Below are 18,459 nucleotides of genomic sequence, written 5' to 3'. Positions count from 1 at the left end.
CCTTTCTAATACGCTGTCACGGCGCCGTCTGTCCGTGCCTCTGTACCGCCGGCTAAAACGCCTGTGACCGGATCGCGCCAAATAATCTGACCCCGCCCGAACGGCGCCTGCGTGTAAGACACTTCAACCTGATGGCCCCGCCGCGCCAAGTTTTTCACGATATCATTCGGCACACCCGTTTCAAACATGACATGTTTATCTTTCATCCACTGCCAGCGGGGAGCATCGATCGCCGCTTGCGGATTTAAGTTAAAATCAACGGTATTCATAACGACTTGCAAGTGTCCTTGCGGCTGCATAAATCCGCCCATCACCCCAAACGGACCGACCGCTTGATTGTTCTTTGTCAAAAATCCGGGGATAATCGTATGAAGCGTTTTTTTGCCGGGATAAAGCGCATTATCGTGCGCTGGATCCATACTGAAATTATGCCCGCGGTTTTGCAAAGCAATCCCTGTCTCCGGGACAACAATGCCGGAACCAAAACCCATATAATTGCTTTGAATAAATGACACCATGTTCCCTTCACCGTCAGCTGCCGCTAAATAGACCGTTCCGCTTGTTGACGGATCGCCTGCTTCCGGAGTCAGCGCCTCTTCACCGATTTCGCTGCGACGTTTGGCTGCATAGGTGTCACTCAGCATATCAGCCGGGTTTTGTGTCATCCATTTCGGATCGCTCACATATTTTTCTGCATCAGCAAACGCCAGCTTCATCGCTTCAATCTGTTTATGGTACGTTAACTCGTCTTCTCGCGTTGAAAACGAATCTTCTTTTAAGATATTCAACGCCATTAACGCTGCGATCCCTTGTCCGTTCGGCGGAATTTCCCACACATCGTACCCTTTGTAATGGACAGCTATCGGTTCGACCCATTCCGGACGGTAAGCTTCTAAGTCGCTCTTTTGTAAAAACCCGTTGTACTGGTTGGAAAAAGCCTCGATCCGCTCCGCCAATTCGCCGCTGTAAAATGATTGGCCGTTCGTGTCGGCAATCTTTCTCAGCGTATCTGCGTGCCCCGGCGAAGACCACAGTTCTCCGGGTTCCGGAGCGCGGCCGTCAAATGTAAATGTTTCAAACCACGGGTTGAATTCACTGCCGTTAAACTGCTTTTTATACGCAGAAACGGCCTTTTTCCACGATTCTGCCAGCACCGGACTAAGCGGAAAGCCTTCTTCTGCATAGCGGATCGCCGGCACGAACAGATCAGCAAACGGCAGCTTGCCGAAGCGCTCGGACAGTTCTGCCCAAGCAGCCGGTGTTCCCGGCACAGTGACAGGCTTCCAGCCGAATTTTGGCATGTCTTCTGTTCCGTCTTCTTTTACCGCTTCAATCGATGCCGCTTGCGGCGCCGGACCGCTGCCGTTTAAACCGTAAAGCTTGTCTTTCACCCAAACAAGCGCAAACGCATCGCTGCCGATCCCGTTCGATGTCGGTTCAACGACGGTCAAACACGCAGCAGTAGCAATCGCCGCATCAATGGCATTGCCTCCTTGCTTTAATATCTCGAGTCCTGCTTGGCTCGCCAGCGGCTGCGACGTGGCCACCATGCCGTTTTTTCCATATGTAACCGTTCTTTGTGAAGCATAAGGGTATGTCAGTGCATCATACATCGGCTGATCCGCCTTTCATCAATTATTTTTCTCAGTTTATCATATTTCGCTTCACGAAAGAACGCCGCCGGAGAATTTATTAAAAATTGGCGCGCGACTGGCCGCCGTCAACATTCAGTGTTGCTCCGACAACCCAGCGGGCGCGTTCGCTGGCTAAAAACGTGACAACATCCGCCACTTCCTCGACCGTTCCGAAACGCCCGGCGGGGATTTCTTCTTGAACGAATTGATGAATCTTCTCCGGGTTTTCGTCGAGCTTCTTCTGCCAATTGCCGGTCGGATGCAAGATCGACCCGGGCGCTACACCGTTGACACGGACGCCTTTTTTAATCATTTCGTCCGCAAATGCCTTCGTAAAACTGATCATCGCCGCTTTCGCATTGTTATACGTCGGTTTCCCGCCCGATTCGCGGCCGAATATTGAGGAAATGTTAATGATTGAGCCGCTGCCGTTCGCTTCCATCGTTTCTGCCGCCAATTTGCTGAAATGCACAGCAGAATGATAATTCAGCTGCATTGCCTCTTCAAACTTTGCCAGCGACGTATCCATTACCGAGCCGCCGCTGCTTCCGCCGGCATTATTGACAAGCACATCAATTTTGCCGAGATCTGCTTCGATTTTCTTGAAAACGTTGTCACGGGCTGTTTCATCAGTAATATCTGCTTGGAAAATCCGCAGTTCAGGCATTTCAGTTTGCGCGTTTTCCAAAGCTTCCAACCCGCGGGCGACGACAGCAACATTCGCCCCTTCACGCAAGAAGGCTCCGGCAATACCTTTGCCGATTCCTTTCGAACCTCCCGTCACAAGTACATTTTTCCCTTTTAAACGCAGATCCATTTCAATCACTCCTTATAAATTAATTCATATTGGCGGCGATCGCCCCGTCAATAATCTTTTGATGCGAAACCGGAAACGGATAAAGCGTTAAATCATCCGGGTGGACAAACTTTCTGCGATCGTTCGCATCAAGCCACGTCTGTTCTTCTTCTTCACCGATCTGTAAAAGATAAACATCCATTTCCCAAACTAAGTGCGAAAAAACGTGCTTCACGTGCTGCACATAATTGCCTTCGTCTTGCAGTTTTTCCTGTTCTTGCTCTTTTTCCGTCATCGGAAACTGCCACAGCTTTGCCAAAAGCCCTGTGTCGGACCTTTGTTCAATCAACAGCTCGCCGCCGGCGTTGACGACGACATACGTATCAAGATAGACGTTTTTCGGCGGTTTCTTTTTCGCTTTGACCGGTAAATAGGCTTGCACGCCTTCTTCCCTTGCATAGCAGTGATCAGCGACCGGACAGCTGTGACAGTCCGGGTCGCGCGGTGTACAAATCATCGCTCCGAGCTCCATTAAAGCTTGGTTGAAATCGGCTGCTTCGTTTTCGGCAATGATCTCGCGAACGATCGCTTCAAACCGTTTTCTCGCCCCGTTTTTGGCGATATCATCATAAATCGTAAATATCCGCGCCAAGACGCGCATAACATTGCCGTCTACAGCAGGTTCGGGATAATGAAACGCGATCGAGGAGATCGCTCCCGCCGTATAAGGACCGATCCCTTTTAACTTGCGGATCGAAACCGGATCAGCAGGCATCACCCCGCCGTATTGTTCTTGAACCTCGTTCACTGCAGTATGCAAATTGCGCGCCCGTGAATAATAGCCTAATCCTTCCCAGGCTTTCAGCACCGTTTCTTCATCCGCTTCCGCGAGATCTTTGATCGTCGGAAAAAGCCGCATGAAATGATTAAAATACGGAATCACCGTATCGACACGGGTTTGCTGGAGCATAATTTCTGATACCCATATTTTATATGGATCACCGTCTTTTCTCCACGGCAAATCTCGTTTATTATTGTGATACCAGCCTAATAAATCTTGTTGAAATCCGCGCGTATCGATCGATTTCACATTACATTCTCCTTTTATATGACAATAGTTTCGGGTATGGTTTAATGAGCAAGCGCAAAGGAGGAAACTTCAATGGATACAGGCACCCACGTCGTCATGGGGTTTGCTGTCGGAGGGATTGCCACGCTCGATCCGGTTGTCGCTCAAAGTCCGGAAATGACGCAGGCAGCCTTGATCGGTGTCATCATCGGCTCGCAAGCCCCCGATTTCGATACCGTTCTGAAATTAAAAGACAATGCTGTATACATCCGCAATCATCGCGGTGTGACCCATTCGATTCCGTTTTGGTTTATCTGGCCGACAATCATTACTCTCGGCCTCGATTCGATCATGCCGAATATTAACCTGTTTCATTTATGGTCGTGGGTGTTTTTCGCTGTCTTTTTACACGTATTCGTCGATATTTTTAACGCCTACGGTACGAAGGCTTACTCACCGTTTTATTCCAAATGGATCGCCCTCGGGGTGATTAATATTCTCGATCCGTTTATCTTCCTCGCGCACATCGCCGCCATCACGCTTTGGCGCATCGGCTTTGATCCGGGCTGGACGTTTTTGACGCTGTACATCTTATTAATCGGTTATTACGTCTGGCGTATTAAAGCGCAGCGCGCCGTTTATTTAGAGATGGAGCGGCGCCATCCTGACGCCACACATATTTTTACATCGCCGACATTTAAGTGGCATCAGTGGCATATCGTCGTCCGTACCAACACAATTATGTATGTCGCTGAATACCGGCGCGGAAACATTAACTACTTTGAAACGTACCCGTTTGAACCGATTCCTGACGATCCGGTCATCAATGCGGCAAGACACGATCGAAATTTAAGCGCCTTTCTGTCTTTTTCGCCGGCCTACCGCTGGGCGGTCTCGATCGAAGAACACGGGTATTCTGTTAAATTCGTCGACTTGCGCTACCGCAGCAAAGGGTATTACCCGTTCGTTGCGATCGTCCGCTTAGATGAAAACCTTGAGATCTTGAATTCTTACACAGGTTGGATCTATAACACCGATGTTTTAAAGCGTAAATTGTCTCACGCTCCTTCGCGTTCGTAAAAGCTGCCGTTCGGCAGCTTTTATTTTTTCGGCAGTTGCTTGCCAAAGACCGAAATCGGCACGGCCTCTTGTTGATCCGCGTTTTTTCGGTGCCCCCAGGCAAACACACCGTTCATGTAGTCAATGTCAAAATAATCGTCGGGATCGTCTTTAAATGCGTACCGTTCACCGGCGTTAAAAGCATCTGCATCAAGCAAGTACGCCTGCGCCATCAACATTTTTCGTTCATGCACGGCAAATTCATTAATCATCCCCTGTTGTTCGGCTTTTTGCGCTTTCACCTTCAGTTCGCCGATTTCCGTTTGCAATTCGGCCATCGACATCTCGCTGTATTTTTTCTGCATCGCACTCAATCCTCCGCCATGATTTTGCTGTTCATTATAGATGCTTCACACTGGATTGAAAAGAACCTTGCCGGTCAGTTTTCTTCCGTCTCTTCCTTTTCTTCGATCCAGCGCTGGATCAATTCACCGGGAAACCCTTTTCCGTAAAGGTGCTGCTTCACTTTCTGTTTCTTTTCCCACCCCTCTTTATTGCGCTGTTTATGCCACACTTTTTCAGCTGCTGCCTGCAACGCTGCAAACTCCGTCTCTTCGTCGTTTTCCAAGTTCGCTTCTGTAACGGCCTTTTTGGCAACTTCGGTGCTGTAGCCTTTTTGCATCAGAAATTGCATCAGTTTTTCTTCCCGCTTACGCTTCGATTCTTTTTGGTAAGCGGTTTGCTTTTTTTCCGCAAAGCGGATCGCATCATCAAGCTGCATCTCGTACGGATATTCCTGCAGAGCACGCTCGATTAAAGCTGCGTCAACACCCTTTTCTTTCAACTCCCTCGCTATCAGCGAAGGACCTTTTTTCGCTGTATCGCGTTTCGTTCGCACGTATGAAAAGGCGAAAGACTCGTCATCTAAAAACCCCCGTTCAGATAAAGAAACAATAATTGAGTCGATTTCTTCTTCCGGCACTTCCCGATCGGCTAAATACGAGCGCACTTCATGCACAGATCGCATCCGGTAGCTGATATAATTGACCGCATTTTGATAAGCGCGGTCAATTTCATCTTGTTTTTTCAAATCGCTGACTTCAGTTTCGGTCAATTCTTTCCCTTTTAACAGCTGCTCGCGAACGAGCAGGTCTTCAGAGACAGAAAATGAATATTCGTCATTGCCGCTGCGGTCAAGGTAAATATGGTAGCGTCCCGCAGTTTTTTTTGCAGCTGTAATTTTACTGATAACGGGCATATCGCATGTCCTCCCTGTCATATCTTGGTTTGAAAAGTGTTTAAAGAAGGAAAAGATATAGTGCACCTTAGTCAAAACACCGTCAGTTTTATCATACATTATCCAACAGGAGGGGTATAGCATGAAGATCGCTGTTGCCGGAGGAACCGGACTGATCGGACAATCGTTATTAAAGCGGTTCATCACACAAGGCCACGATGTTGTCATTTTAACCCGGAATAAAAGCAATAAAAAAGCCGGTGAAGGGCTCAGCTATGTGGAATGGCTCAAAGAAGGAACACGCCCCGAAACAGACTTAGAAGGGATTGATGCGTTCATCAACCTCGCCGGCGAGAATTTAAACAGCGGGCGATGGACGGAAAAAAAGAAAGCTGAAATTTTAAACAGCCGCATTGAAGCTTCGGAAGAATCTGTCCGGATTATTCACGCGCTGGAAAAAAAGCCGGAAGTGTTTATTAACGGCTCAGCTGTCGGCTATTACGGCTCATCGTTCACAAAAATTTTCACGGAGTCTGACGAACCCGGTGAAGGCTTCTTGGCGGATGTTGTCAAACAATGGGAAGAGACAGCTGCGAAAGCACCGGCCGCCGTGCGGACCGTTTACTCGCGTTTCGGAGTCGTTCTCGATCCTTACGAAGGAGCGCTTCGAAAAATGCTTCCCGCCTTTCGTTTTTATGCCGGCGGTAAGCTCGGCACCGGCGAACAGTGGATGTCGTGGATTCATGTTGATGACGTAGCGAAAGCAATCGAGTTTTGCATCGAAAATACGGCAATTGACGGACCGGTCAATTTCACCGCGCCGAACCCGGAAAAAATGAAAAACTTCGGCCGCACCCTCGCTGATGTGATGAACCGTCCGTTTTGGGCGCCGGTTCCGAGCCTGCTTTTAAAAGGAGCACTCGGTGAAATGAGCCAGCTCGTTCTCAGCAGTCAAAAAGCGCTGCCGAAAAAACTGCAGGCGCACGGCTTTGTCTTTGATTATCCGCAATTGTACGGAGCACTCGACAGCTTAATTGAATCGCCGTCGAAACAAACTGCTAAAGCGAAATAATGATGAGACTCACCGGCCATTTTTGCCGGTGAGTCTTTCTTTTTAACTATTCCCCCTACACATTTCGCGTTCAGAAAGGTATGATAGATATATACAGGTGTTTAGGAGGATCAACCGCATGATGTTTAAATCGTTATTTTTTCAATTTGATCCGTTTACGCTGTTCGGAATCATCATTGTCATTGCGCTTACGTTATTTCTATTAAACATCCTCACGAGCATCTGGGCATACCGCGATTCGCAGCGGAAAGGGAACAGCAAAGAATTCAATATCATTGTGCTCCTCGGCACATTGTTTTTCCCCATTATTGGTCTTATTGCCTACCTGATCATACGTTACGAAGGCTGAGAAGGCCGCATGCACCTGTACGAGAGAGAATTTTACCTTCGAAAGGAAGGGTGACGTCACATGTCTCATTTACCCCCAAGTTATTTAGGAAAGAAAGTGTTCTTAGAAAAAAACAGTCAACGCTGCTATGTCATTAAATACGAAGACTTTAAACCGCCCCGTAAAATCCATGTTTTGTTATTCGATCATGATGTTCCGGCGATCTTCGCTGTAATGGATAAAGACGGGAAATTTTTAGATTCGTTCTTTCTTTCCAACAAAACGACGGAAGACTCTGCGAAAGCGATGGAGCATTACAGAGAAATCGCTGAACGGAAGAAAAAGCATAAAGTCACCCAAGATGATTTGCACGACGCTTTAAAACCTGAAGGCGAAGCGAAAAAGAAAAACGATAATATTATGAAGTATTTGAAGGACGAACACCTCGAAGATATTAAACATCAATGGCCATCGCGGTTGATCGCACTCCAAAACGCCGACGGCAAATCATCACAGTCGTTAATTATGATTGCCTTGACCGAAGCGATAAAAGAAGCGAACCCGATAAAAAGTTTCGATTTTCTCGCCAAACACCGGCTTGATGATTACATTCCGTTTCTCGCCAATCATGTCCAAGAGCATCCGGAACTGGTCGAAAAAGTCTCTGTTGCCTACATCAGCGTCGAAAACGGCGATATTCTCTCCGAATTTCTCGCCCGGGCCGCTGATTATGTCGATGTGAACAACCGTGAAGCGGTGGAATCGATTTTGCAAGAGTCGTACAAAATCGACCACGTTCATTACACTTCGATGATGAAACATTTATTATCCCGTCTTTTGCAGCGGGTCAAAGAAGAAACAGCGCTTACGAACAAAGAGTGGCTGTCAAAGACGATTTCCAACAAAGAATTGCGCCGCTCAATTGCCGATATCCTTAGGTCGCAAACAAGCTCATAAAATACAAGCGAAAAGAGCCCGTCAGGATAAAACTGACGGGCTCTTAAACTGCAAACAAACTAGAATTTTGACGTAAGCCGCGCAGCCGCTAACCTCCGCTTGCCCCGGGCAAGGACTCAGCTAGCCTTCGGCGGTCTTGGACCGCCGAAGCCGGATCTTCGTCACTTGCTTTCCCGGAGGCGTCGGAGGAGTGCCTGCGCGGCTTACTTATTTAACGAATTGAGAGCCCGTCAGGATAACCTGACGGGCTCTTAAATTATTTATGCGAGCGGCGGGCAAAATCAACAAATTTGAATTTATCCGGCCGGTGCCGCGATTCTGTATATTGAAGCAATGTCGCATCTTCCAAGTATACATAGTTTTTTACAACGACAATATTAGAGAAACCCTCTAAATGAAGAAGCCGCCGGTCCTCAGAACTCGGTTCTTCCACGGTAATCTCTTTTTTAGCAAAGCTGATCGTCAGCCCGAGATCGTTCTCTAAATAATCATAGATCGATACTTCACAAATCTCTTTTGTTAATTCAGGAACGTTCGACTGCAGAAAATAATCTTTATCGAGAATAATCCGTTCCCCGTCAATTTCCCGGACACGAAGCGCCTTCCAAATCTTAGTCTCCGGAGGTGTTTGCAGCTGATACATCAAATAGTCATCCGCATCGATCACAGCAAGTTCTTCTACGTGAGTTTGATGTTTATCGCCTAAGCTCCCGGCAAGCTCTTTAAAACTGACAAGTCCGGACACAGGAAAGTCAAACTTTTGCCTGTCGAGCACAATCGACCCTTTCCCTTGGATCTTTTGGATGTAACCGTTCTGTGCCAAAAGGTTGAGCGCTTTGCGGATCGTCTCGCGCGACGTTTTATAAGCGTTCATCAGCTCATGCTCCGAGGCCAGTTTCTCTTTCGGTTTATAGTGTCCTTCGGAGATTTCCTCTGCAATCTGCTTATAAATCTGAATATATTTATTTTGCATCATCATCACCGTTATCAGTTTATCACGCTTTAGTTAAGTGATAAACAATGCTCTCGTATGGGCCGATCTCCATTTCAGACGTTAACGGTTTGCCCTCGGTATTGGCAATCAGCATTTCAGATTCATAGTCATCCAGATTAACAATCGATCCAGCGTTAAACGAAGCCGTCCCCTCATAGAAATGGCTGATAACGAGGAGCTTCTCGCCGTTCCAGCTGCGCGTGAAGACAAACAGACGGTCATCTTCCGGCAAATGCAGCGTATAATCTCCATAAGTCAAAATATCGATTTCTTTACGCAGGCGGATCAATTTTTGATAGTAATAAAATATTGACTCCGGGTCGTTTAACGCTTGTTCGGCGTTAACTTGCTCGTAATTCGGCGCCACCGGAATCCACGGCTCGCCGTCACTGAAACCGGCATTTCGGCTGCTGTCCCATTGTACTGGTGTGCGGGAATTATCGCGGCTTTTTGCTTGAATTACGCGCAAAATTTCATCTTCCGGAACACCGGCGTTGATTTTTTCTTTGTACATGTTCAGCGTTTCGACGTCGCGAAAATCGTCAATCGATTCAAATTTCGGATCCGTCATACCGAATTCTTCGCCTTGATAAATGTAAGGGGTGCCCTGCATCATGTGCATCGTTGTCGCAAGCATTTTTGCCGAGCGCTGATGATAAGCGCCGTCATCGCCGTAGCGTGTCACAACGCGGGGCTGGTCATGATTGCACCAAAACAGCGCGTTCCAGCCGCCGCCTTCATGCATTCTTGTCTGCCATTCAGACAAGATCCGCTTCAGTTCATGAAAGTCCATTTTCCCGATCGCCCATTTTTCTCCGTCCGGATAGTCGACTTTCAAGTGATGAAAATTAAACGTCATATTCAATTCGTTTCGGTCCGGCCGCGTGTATTTAATACAGTCGTCAATCGTTGTTGAGCTCATCTCTCCGACCGTCATAACGTCGTAATCGGACAGCACTTCGCGGTTCATCTCATTGAGAAATTCATGGACGCGCGGGCCGTCGGTGTAAAATTTCCGGCCGTCCCCCGGCGGAACAGAACCGTCATCGTTTGGAAAGCGCTGATCTTTTGAAATTAAGTTAATGACATCGAGCCGAAACCCGTCGATGCCTTTTTCAAACCAAAAATGCATCATATCGTAAATATCCTTGCGCACATCGGGATTTTCCCAATTCAAATCCGCTTGGGTCACATCGAATAAGTGAAGATAATACTCGCCCGTCGTTTCATCAAACTCCCAAGCATTCCCGCCGAACTTCGACTGCCAATTGGTCGGTTCTCCTCCGTTTACGGGTTCTTTCCAAATATAATAACTGCGGTAAGGGTTGTTCTGATCTTTTAACGATTCTTTAAACCATTGATGCTCTGTCGACGTATGATTGACAACTAAATCCATAATGATTTTCAACCCGCGGCTGTGCGCTTCTTTAAGCAAGCGGTCGAAATCTTCCATCGTTCCGAATTCGTGATGGATACTGAAGTAATCCGATATGTCGTAGCCGTTGTCATTTTGCGGAGAGGCATATACCGGCGTCAGCCAGATCACATCAACACCGAGTTCTTTTAAATAATCGAGCTTTTCAATAATCCCCGGGATATCGCCGATTCCGTTTCCGGTCGTATCATTAAAACTGCGCGGATAAATTTGATAGACAACGGAGCGCCGCCACCACTCGTTCATCGTTATTTCCATACAGATACCTCCATTCTGTTTAACTTGCCATTTCAGTAAAACGCTATCATACGCCTATTGTAACTTGTATATACATGACGTTCAAGTTTATTTCCAAATAAAAAATGACCGCCGGCGTTCCGGCGGTCTCAGAGTGTCGACAAAGTCGTGACATCGATCGATGTCCTATTAAAAGGAACGGATGACGACGCATCGTCCGGCTTCTTTCACCTGAAGGTATCACTGCGACATCGGCTCAAAAAGACTTCGCCGTGTCTTACTAGTCCGCGGGCGAGCGCCGAGCCGCTTCGGGCTTATGCCCTGCAGGGTCTCGCCTCTCTCGCTTTCCCGCAGGAGAAAGCCGGGATGCTGGGTCATCCTCCTTTTTTGAATGGTGTGTATTCATAAAAAAGAAGCCATGCATCCACTCCTCCGACGCCTCCGGGAAAGCAAGAGACGAAGATCCGTATTCGGCGGCCTCGGGCCGCCGAATACTAGCTGAGTCCTTGCCCGGGGCAAGCGGAGGGTAGTGGATTCATGGCTGACATAAAAATATAGTTTGTCTACAGTCTATGACCGCCGGCGTTCCGGCGGTCTCAGCTGATTATTTAGTGATTGTTCTCGGCGTGATTTTCCTCATCATTGCCGTGGCTGTTATGGTCTTCCATGTCGCCTTCTTCCCACTCTTCTGTATCGTGATCATCCTCAAGTTCTGCATCGCCGACAAGAACAGATTCGACCGGCATCACATGCGAGCCCCGCGCCGTGACGTGCGGCTGCACAAAATAGGCCTCTTCTTCCGAGAATGTGTAGCTCACCTCGTAACGTCCCTCATCACCGGGCAGTTCAGCTTCGATCATTTCACTGTCATCTTTTTCCTTTTCAATCCACACTTCAAAAATCACTTCACTGGCATCATCAACGAGCTCGTCACCTTGGGTAACTTCAACTTCCAGTGTTTCTTCTGCGCCCGGTTCCGTTTCTGCAGGAATCATTAATTCTGCTTCCAGTTCTTCCATGTTAATATTATCTACGTTTACCGGTTCAGAGTCATTGTCATTTTCACCGCAAGCTGCCAACAGTGTTGCTGTTAAAACAATTAAACTTCCTAGTTTCAATCTCATCGCCTCCGCACTTATCACTATTTATAATATTAAAATACCAATAAGTGCATGATACTATACAAAACACTCCAATTACTATTCAAATCCTGATACTTCACTTGAATTTCACAAAACAATCGCTGCTTCGTTATCGTCCTTCATGGGCGTGTAAGATCTTTTTTGCTTCCAAGAGCCGCTGCAGCGAAGTGATAATTTCAACAACAAGAAAAATCAGCCCGATCCAAATAAGATAATCGGTAAAAATGATCATCAGTGAAAACAGAATAAATCCTTCTGTTCTCTCCGCCAAACCCGACTGATAGTAAAACGTTTTAATCCCTTTTTGTTCGGCTACCGCTCCTACCGACAAAAAGATCGTCATACAGTAAATGATCGATACACTCAACAAGAGCATGACCCACATTGCATCGGGATAACGAAATGCCAGCCCTAAAATGACACTGATTTCGACTAATCGGTCAAAACTGACATCTAAAACCGTACCGAACGAAGACGGTTTTGTTTTCCGCGCCATCGTGCCGTCGATGACATCGAGAAAACCCGACAGCCACAACACAATTAACGCTGTCACTGTCATCTCAAAATAGACGAACATCCCTGATGACACACCGATAATAAATGATATAACCGTAACTTGATTTGCGGTAAATCCCCGCTTTAAAAATAGATCCGCCGACGTGTCGACAACCGGCTGGATATATTGACGCGCATTTGAGTCTAGCATGATGTCACACCCTTTTATTTCTCGCTTTCCACCGCTGTTAATTCGTTCGTCGCTTCCGGCCGAAAAGCAATCATCACTTCATCTTCCCGCTTCCATGCCTGATCGCTGTGTATCATGACTTCTTGTCCGGACACTTCGATCGTGACAGCGTAAAACGGCAACCCGTATTTATAAATACGGTAGTTAATAACCGCGCCCAGCGCCGTTTCTTCAGCTGCCGGTTCATCTGCAGTTTTAATCTTCAGTCGGCCTGATGAAATAAATTCTCCTTTATAAATGATTCCTTCCGAAAACATATCTGCTACTTCGTCTGTCTTTGGGTGATGATAAATGTCTTCAGGAGAACCGACTTGACAAAACGTCCCGTTTTTCATTATCGCGATTCGATCGCCGAGGATCATCGCTTCTTCCCGGTCATGCGTCACGAATAACGCCGTGACATTTTCCCTTTTCAAAAAACTGCGCACCCATGTGCGAATCGAGTGGCGAAGTTCCGGGTCGAGACTGCTGAACGGTTCATCTAACAGAATGACTGACGGGTTTAAAATCAACGCTCTTGCCAGTGAAACGCGCTGTTTTTGCCCTCCGGACAACTGATTTGGATAACGGTTCTCATAACTTTCCAGCTCTACTTTTTCAAGCAGCTCCCGGCCCCGTTTGATCCGCTCCGTCTTATTAACTTTGTTGCGTCCGTATTTCAAACCGTACGTCACATTCTCTAAAATCGTTAAGTGAGGAAATAACAGCGGGTCTTGAAACATCATGACAACCGGCCGCTTCTCAGCTTTTACAGTTGTCATGTCTTCATTTTCAATCAATATTTGTCCGCTTGAAAGCGCCGTCAATCCCGCCACTGCCCTAAGAAGCGTCGACTTGCCGCACCCTGAAGGGCCGACAAGACTCATCACTGATCCTTCGGTGATTTGTAAATTTAAATCGTGAAAAATTTCCGTATCACGGAAAGACTTGCTTGCATTTTTTAATTCCATTAACATTTTTTCAGCCTCCTCACGCACTTCGAACAGCGGATAAATACAAGCGGATTAACCCTTCAAATACAAGGAAAAACAACATCGGCAACAAGACGAAAATCACTGAGAACCCTGCCACGACAGCACTGTCAGCACTGTTAAAATAAGGGTAATAGATCAGCGGAAGCGTCGATACTTGACCGCCGCCGATAATCGACGTCAAAACGTATTGGCTTAAGGAAATAACAAATACGAGCACAGCCATACTGCGGATACTCGGCAGCAGCAACGGTATCAGCGTGGTAAAAAACGTTCGAAACCGGCCGACGCCAAGTACAGCGCTTTGTTCTTCCCATGTAATCGAAAGGCGGTCAAACCCGCTTTTCATCACGCGGATCGCGTAGGGGAGTGTCGGCATTAAATGAATTAAAATAACCCCTGTCATCGTGTCCGTCAAACCGATCCGGATCATGGTAATGTGCATGCCCATCGCAATTGCCAATACCGGGATTAAAATCGGCATCATCATCACGGATTCGATCAGCGGCTTGCCTTTAAAGTTAAAGCGCGCCAGTCCATACGCTGCCGGCACGGCAAGCAAAAAGTTGATTAATACTACCGCTGCCCCAATCAGCACCGTATTAATCAGCGCATTTATGATATTTCCGTCACTAAAAATCACTTGCCAAGCGCGAAAGTTCCATTCTCCGGAAAAAAGTTCCGGCCAAACGGCGCCGGGACTTAAACTGCGCCAAAACATCAACAGCGCCGGAGCAATAAAGAGCAGAAACAATAACAGCAGCCAAAAAATTTTCTGCAGGTCTCTTTTCGCTATCATACGTCTTCCCTCCTCATTGCCCAGTGCGACCGCCATTTATACGTGAAGCGGAGTATCAAAAAAGCGGCAAGGAGCGAGACAGCTGATAACAGAACCATCATCGCCTGAGCGAGCGGACGGTTTGCCCATGCGGCCTGATAAAACCATTCATAAGCAAGCACAGGCAGCATTTTAGGATACGTCACACCTAAAAGCGCCGGCACTTCGAAGGCTCCGAGGACAAATACAAATAAAATCAAAAACACTTCTAAGGACACCGGCATAACCCACGGCACTTCCACCGTTTTAAACACGGTCCAATCACTGCCGCCGAGCGTTTTACTGACGTCTTCATAACGAAGATCCATTTCTTGATAGACAGGCAGCATCATTAAAATCACAAACGGAATCTCTTTGAAGACATACGTGAAGATGACTCCGGTATACAACGGATCGTTTACGAGCACCGGAAACTGGCTCATCGTATCAATCCAGCCGATCTGCGCTGCCAGTGAGGAAAACCATCCGCTCGGTGCAAACAATAAATAAATGATATATGCTGCCACAAAATGAGGCAGAAGCATCGGAAACCACGCAGCAAATTTCCAATCATCGCGTTGAAACAGTCTCACCAGACGTCTCGTTAAAAAGATCCCGATCACAAGCGAAATGACCGTTGATGAAAAGGCGACCCAGATGCTGATCGATACGGACTCCCAAAACGGCGATTCGAGTAATAATTCTTGGTAAGACGCAAACAACGGCCTTTCTTCTCCTAAATGCAAGCTGTTGCGAAAAGCGCTGTAAAGACCGTATCCTGCAAAGAATAAAATGACGGACAATGCCGGAAGCAGGTAACCGAAAGCGGAAAAACGCTTTAACGGGGTGTTATTGAACAACTTCCTCTTCCCAACGGTCAATAATCCAGTCGTGATAGCGGGAATCGAGTTCAGGCAAAATGATGTCAGCGTCCGCCTCGACCGCATCATCACCTAAGTGTTCTTCGATTTCAGCTTGCTGCTCTTCAGAGAGTAAATCGCTGTCCAGCACATGGCCTTCTCCCCATAAACTCGGGTCGAGTTTTTTGATTTGCGCTTCAGCGCTGATCATATAATTTATCGCAATGAGGGCGGCTTCCGGTTCCGTTGTATTAAACGGCATCGATAAATAATGCGTGCTTCCGATCGAACCCGGCTCTTCTAAAAAGATCGTTTCCGTTGATTCGGGAAAGACATCGTCTTCGATCATACTTTCTGCCCGGTGTTCATTGAAGCCCATCGTAAATGATACTTCTCCGTCTGCATACATTTGATCGAGCTGGGACAGATCATCCGGATACGTTTGACCTTCCCGCCATAACGAATCTTGAAAATCATTCAGTTTCGACCAAAGTTCTTCTTCATTCGCACGCAGCCATTCTTCATCATACTCTTCCAGTTCATCCGGACTGTCAGCAACGGAATAAAGCATATGGCTGATAAACGAATTGCCGGTAAAATCATTCACGTTCGGATACGTGAATTCACCGGGATTGTCGATCGACCACTCGATCAATTCATCCATTGTGCTCGGCGGGTCATCGACACGGTCGGCATCGTATTGAAAGGCAAACTGAACATTACCCCACGGTGCTTCGTACCCTTCGATTTCAGTTCCCATATCGATATGAACAAACGATGCTTCATCGCCAATATACTCTTCCATATTTGGAAGCAAGTGCGTGAATTCACCGTACAACAGGTCATTTTGCTTCGCCGTGCGGAAATTTTCGCCGTTAATCCACAGAACGTCAGCCGTGCCGTCTTGGTCTCCGGCTTCTTTCTCCGACATCAGACGGTTTAAAAAATCCGGCGCATCCATCGGATACCGCTCCAGTGTAACGTCATAGTTTTCATCTAAATGCGGGACGACAATATCATCGATATAACGGTTCACACTGTCATCGCCGCCCCACATATACATGCCGATTTCGGCGCCTTCGGCTGATTCTTTAATCGCATCCCAGTCCTTCTCTGCCAATTCATCTGCGCTTAATTGTTCGTCTTCAGACGAACAGGCGGCCAGTATACATGAAGCAGTTACCCCTAAAAACCATACTTTTTTCATTTTTGCACCCCTTTTGTTTAAATCCACCAAAATTATATCATTTATTTGTTTGTAAAAAAGCAGTATCCTTTGGATTCAAGTCCTGATTTCCATTCGTTTGCAAGATAAACTTAAGAGCGTTCGCTAATGTCGAACGCTCCCAGTTCAAACTCTTATTATGAAGTTTCTTTTAATTCTTCAATATCGATACCCTTTTTCTTTGCAAATATTTTCGGCACAAGGGAGAGGAGGAATAAAATCACACCCGCTCCGGCGAATTGCAGCACAAGCGTTGTCGAAACGCCTTCGCTGGCAATCTGTCCGGCCATAAATGCGTAGATCATCGCCCCTGGCGCCATCGTGATCGCCGAAACAATGGTAAACTTCCAAAAGCCGAGTCGGGTTAAGCCGTAAACGTAGTTTTGCACATTATACGGAAACACCGGCACAAACCGGGTAAGGATCAAAAAGCTTCCGCCGTTTTCTTCAACGCCTTTATCGATCTTTTCAAAAATAGAATTCCCTTTAAATTTCTTCAAAATCATCTCTCGCGCCAAGTATTTCGCGACTAAGAACGCGGCTGCCGCACCCAGAGTTGCTCCTGCAAGCGAGAGAATGCCGCCGAGGATCGGTCCGAATGCCACACCGCCGACGATCGGGAAAATCGCCCCGGGAAGCAAGAACACAGCGGAGAACATAAACGCGCCGACAAAGATCGCGTAACCTGCAACCCCGAATCCTTCAATCACTTCACGCATCGCTTCGATATTTTGAAAGTATTTGATCGCACCGGTCTGCCAAAATATCAGGAAGACAATTCCGATCGCAGCAACCAATCCGACAATTTTCATTAAAGACTTATTTTTATCAGACATACCATTCACTCCTTATTTCGATTTGGACAGCTTAAAAATCACCGTTTTCAGTCAGGTTAATGACATTTTCATCACCTTGTTCATACGCTTGATACGACCACTCGATCCACGAGCCGTCATAATTGAGCGCATTGTCATAGCCCATTCCGTGAGTCAGCAGAAGCCATGTATAAGACGAACGGACGCCTGACTGGCAATAAGGAATGATCGTTTCACCCGAGTCTGTATACGTTCCGTAAAGATCTTCAAGTTCGTCTGCACTTACAGCTGTTCCATCTTCTGCGACCGCTTCTGTCCAATTGATATACTCAGATCCGGCAATCTTCCCTGGTCCGAATGCACCTGTCACAGTCGTGCTTCCGTCTTCTTCCTCAGGATCGCGGGTATCGATGATGACACTGTCATCCGCCGCAGCTGTGAGCATATGATCTAAATCAGCGTTGAAACCTTCTTCGTTAAAGTCAGGGGCTGCGTAATTTGTTTCTTCAACATCGCCTGCTTCGAGCGGATCACCTGTATCAAACCCTGCCCCTTTCCAGGCATTGATCCCGCCGTCTAAAAAGCGGACATCTTCATGACCGAGCATTTCAAGCTGCCAGAAGAGGCGGGCGGAATCGTGCTGTGCATTCGCCGCGTACGTAACAACAGTCGTATCTTCTGTCACACCGAAAGAGCTCATCAGCTCTTCAACTTCCTCTTTTGAATTTGCCATGCCGTCATATTCGTAAGCGTCCGTTCCGGAATAATCCGGGCGCCACACTTCAAATGAGCCCGGGATCGCTCCCCCTCGTTCATCCATCGTTCCGATCACGACAACATCTTCATCGCTGTCCATCATATCCTGCAATTGACGCGGACTGACAAACGCATCCGGGTTCGCATATTCACTGATCTTTTCTTCCTGAGCATTCATGTCAACTTCCTCAGCATCGATCCCGGTCATCGAAAAGTAAACTGCACCGCCGACTAATACTAACCCTGCTGCTGATAATCCGCTGATTTTCATGGCTTTTCCCATCATTCATTCCCCCTGTTATTTGATCAA

General features: G+C 47.2%; 20 protein-coding genes. 5 read left to right on the top strand and 15 right to left on the bottom strand.

The window, feature by feature from the left end:
• Positions 1–5 precede the first annotated feature (5 nt).
• From EDD67_RS09460 to mutY, 3 genes are all read right to left on the bottom strand, one after another.
• Entirely contained in the window at positions 6–1,613 is a 1,608-nt protein-coding gene (locus EDD67_RS09460) for a gamma-glutamyltransferase family protein (RefSeq protein ID WP_121440573.1), read from the bottom strand.
• A gap of 79 nt (positions 1,614–1,692) precedes the next feature.
• Complete coding sequence (locus tag EDD67_RS09455) at positions 1,693–2,451, bottom strand: SDR family NAD(P)-dependent oxidoreductase (RefSeq protein ID WP_121440574.1); 759 nt, start codon at positions 2,449–2,451, stop codon at positions 1,693–1,695.
• Between the two features lie 19 nt (positions 2,452–2,470).
• Positions 2,471–3,520, bottom strand: a complete 1,050-nt coding sequence (mutY, locus tag EDD67_RS09450; protein WP_121440575.1) for an A/G-specific adenine glycosylase — start codon at positions 3,518–3,520, stop codon at positions 2,471–2,473.
• Positions 3,521–3,592: 72 nt separating this feature from the next.
• On the opposite strand from mutY, the gene EDD67_RS09445 reads away from it, so the two are divergent.
• Positions 3,593–4,579, top strand: coding sequence for a metal-dependent hydrolase (locus tag EDD67_RS09445; RefSeq protein ID WP_093075166.1), 987 nt, complete (start codon positions 3,593–3,595; stop codon positions 4,577–4,579).
• A 20-nt stretch (positions 4,580–4,599) separates the two neighbouring features.
• On the opposite strand, the gene EDD67_RS09440 is transcribed toward EDD67_RS09445, so the two are convergent.
• On the bottom strand, positions 4,600–4,923 hold the full coding sequence (locus EDD67_RS09440) for a YfhH family protein (RefSeq protein WP_093075163.1): 324 nt from the start codon (positions 4,921–4,923) through the stop codon (positions 4,600–4,602).
• Positions 4,924–4,997: 74 nt separating this feature from the next.
• Positions 4,998–5,816, bottom strand: a complete 819-nt coding sequence (gene recX / locus EDD67_RS09435; protein WP_158638262.1) for a recombination regulator RecX — start codon at positions 5,814–5,816, stop codon at positions 4,998–5,000.
• Between the two features lie 121 nt (positions 5,817–5,937).
• Here recX and EDD67_RS09430 point away from each other — a divergent pair, with 121 nt between their 5' ends.
• From EDD67_RS09430 to EDD67_RS09420, 3 genes are all read left to right on the top strand, one after another.
• Entirely contained in the window at positions 5,938–6,867 is a 930-nt protein-coding gene (locus tag EDD67_RS09430) for a TIGR01777 family oxidoreductase (protein WP_121440577.1), read from the top strand.
• Positions 6,868–6,988: 121 nt separating this feature from the next.
• A complete protein-coding gene (locus EDD67_RS09425) occupies positions 6,989–7,216 on the top strand; it encodes a PLDc N-terminal domain-containing protein (RefSeq protein WP_158638266.1) in 228 nt (75 codons plus the stop codon).
• A 60-nt stretch (positions 7,217–7,276) separates the two neighbouring features.
• Entirely contained in the window at positions 7,277–8,152 is an 876-nt protein-coding gene (locus EDD67_RS09420) for a hypothetical protein (RefSeq protein WP_121440579.1), read from the top strand.
• Positions 8,153–8,408: 256 nt separating this feature from the next.
• Here the strand turns inward: EDD67_RS09420 and treR are convergent, their stop codons facing one another.
• Positions 8,409–9,125, bottom strand: a complete 717-nt coding sequence (gene treR, locus EDD67_RS09415) for a trehalose operon repressor (protein ID WP_121440580.1) — start codon at positions 9,123–9,125, stop codon at positions 8,409–8,411.
• Between the two features lie 22 nt (positions 9,126–9,147).
• Entirely contained in the window at positions 9,148–10,839 is a 1,692-nt protein-coding gene (gene treC / locus EDD67_RS09410; protein ID WP_242006057.1) for an alpha,alpha-phosphotrehalase, read from the bottom strand.
• 147 nt (positions 10,840–10,986) lie between these two features.
• On the opposite strand from treC, the gene EDD67_RS09405 reads away from it, so the two are divergent.
• Positions 10,987–11,226 (top strand): hypothetical protein, encoded by a 240-nt coding sequence (locus EDD67_RS09405; RefSeq protein WP_123875834.1) that lies wholly within the window; start codon positions 10,987–10,989, stop codon positions 11,224–11,226.
• Between the two features lie 200 nt (positions 11,227–11,426).
• On the opposite strand, the gene EDD67_RS09400 is transcribed toward EDD67_RS09405, so the two are convergent.
• From EDD67_RS09400 to EDD67_RS09365, 8 genes are all read right to left on the bottom strand, one after another.
• Positions 11,427–11,936 carry a FixH family protein gene (locus EDD67_RS09400; RefSeq protein WP_158638263.1) on the bottom strand — a complete coding sequence of 170 codons (510 nt, stop codon included), beginning with the start codon at positions 11,934–11,936 and terminating at the stop codon, positions 11,427–11,429.
• 133 nt (positions 11,937–12,069) lie between these two features.
• A complete protein-coding gene (locus EDD67_RS09395) occupies positions 12,070–12,666 on the bottom strand; it encodes a CDP-alcohol phosphatidyltransferase family protein (RefSeq protein WP_121440582.1) in 597 nt (198 codons plus the stop codon).
• 14 nt (positions 12,667–12,680) lie between these two features.
• Entirely contained in the window at positions 12,681–13,661 is a 981-nt protein-coding gene (locus EDD67_RS09390; RefSeq protein WP_121440583.1) for an ABC transporter ATP-binding protein, read from the bottom strand.
• 13 nt (positions 13,662–13,674) lie between these two features.
• Complete coding sequence (locus EDD67_RS09385; RefSeq protein WP_242006058.1) at positions 13,675–14,475, bottom strand: ABC transporter permease; 801 nt, start codon at positions 14,473–14,475, stop codon at positions 13,675–13,677.
• Complete coding sequence (locus tag EDD67_RS09380; protein ID WP_242006059.1) at positions 14,472–15,353, bottom strand: ABC transporter permease; 882 nt, start codon at positions 15,351–15,353, stop codon at positions 14,472–14,474. The genes EDD67_RS09385 and EDD67_RS09380 overlap by 4 nt, the downstream gene beginning before the upstream one ends.
• Positions 15,343–16,560: an ABC transporter substrate-binding protein gene (locus tag EDD67_RS09375; RefSeq protein WP_093073048.1), complete on the bottom strand. Its 1,218-nt coding sequence runs from the start codon at positions 16,558–16,560 to the stop codon at positions 15,343–15,345. Before EDD67_RS09375 ends, EDD67_RS09380 begins: the two co-directional genes overlap by 11 nt.
• 155 nt (positions 16,561–16,715) lie before the next feature.
• Positions 16,716–17,414, bottom strand: a complete 699-nt coding sequence (locus tag EDD67_RS09370; protein WP_093073049.1) for a TVP38/TMEM64 family protein — start codon at positions 17,412–17,414, stop codon at positions 16,716–16,718.
• A 31-nt stretch (positions 17,415–17,445) separates the two neighbouring features.
• Entirely contained in the window at positions 17,446–18,432 is a 987-nt protein-coding gene (locus EDD67_RS09365; RefSeq protein ID WP_121440585.1) for a sulfurtransferase, read from the bottom strand.
• Between the last annotated feature and the right edge of the window lie 27 nt (positions 18,433–18,459).

This window comes from Salisediminibacterium halotolerans (assembly GCF_003814815.1).
GTDB lineage: Bacteria > Bacillota > Bacilli > Bacillales > Salisediminibacteriaceae > Salisediminibacterium > Salisediminibacterium halotolerans.
Note: the sequence above shows the minus strand (reverse complement) of the source record. Positions and strands in the feature narration are given on the sequence as shown.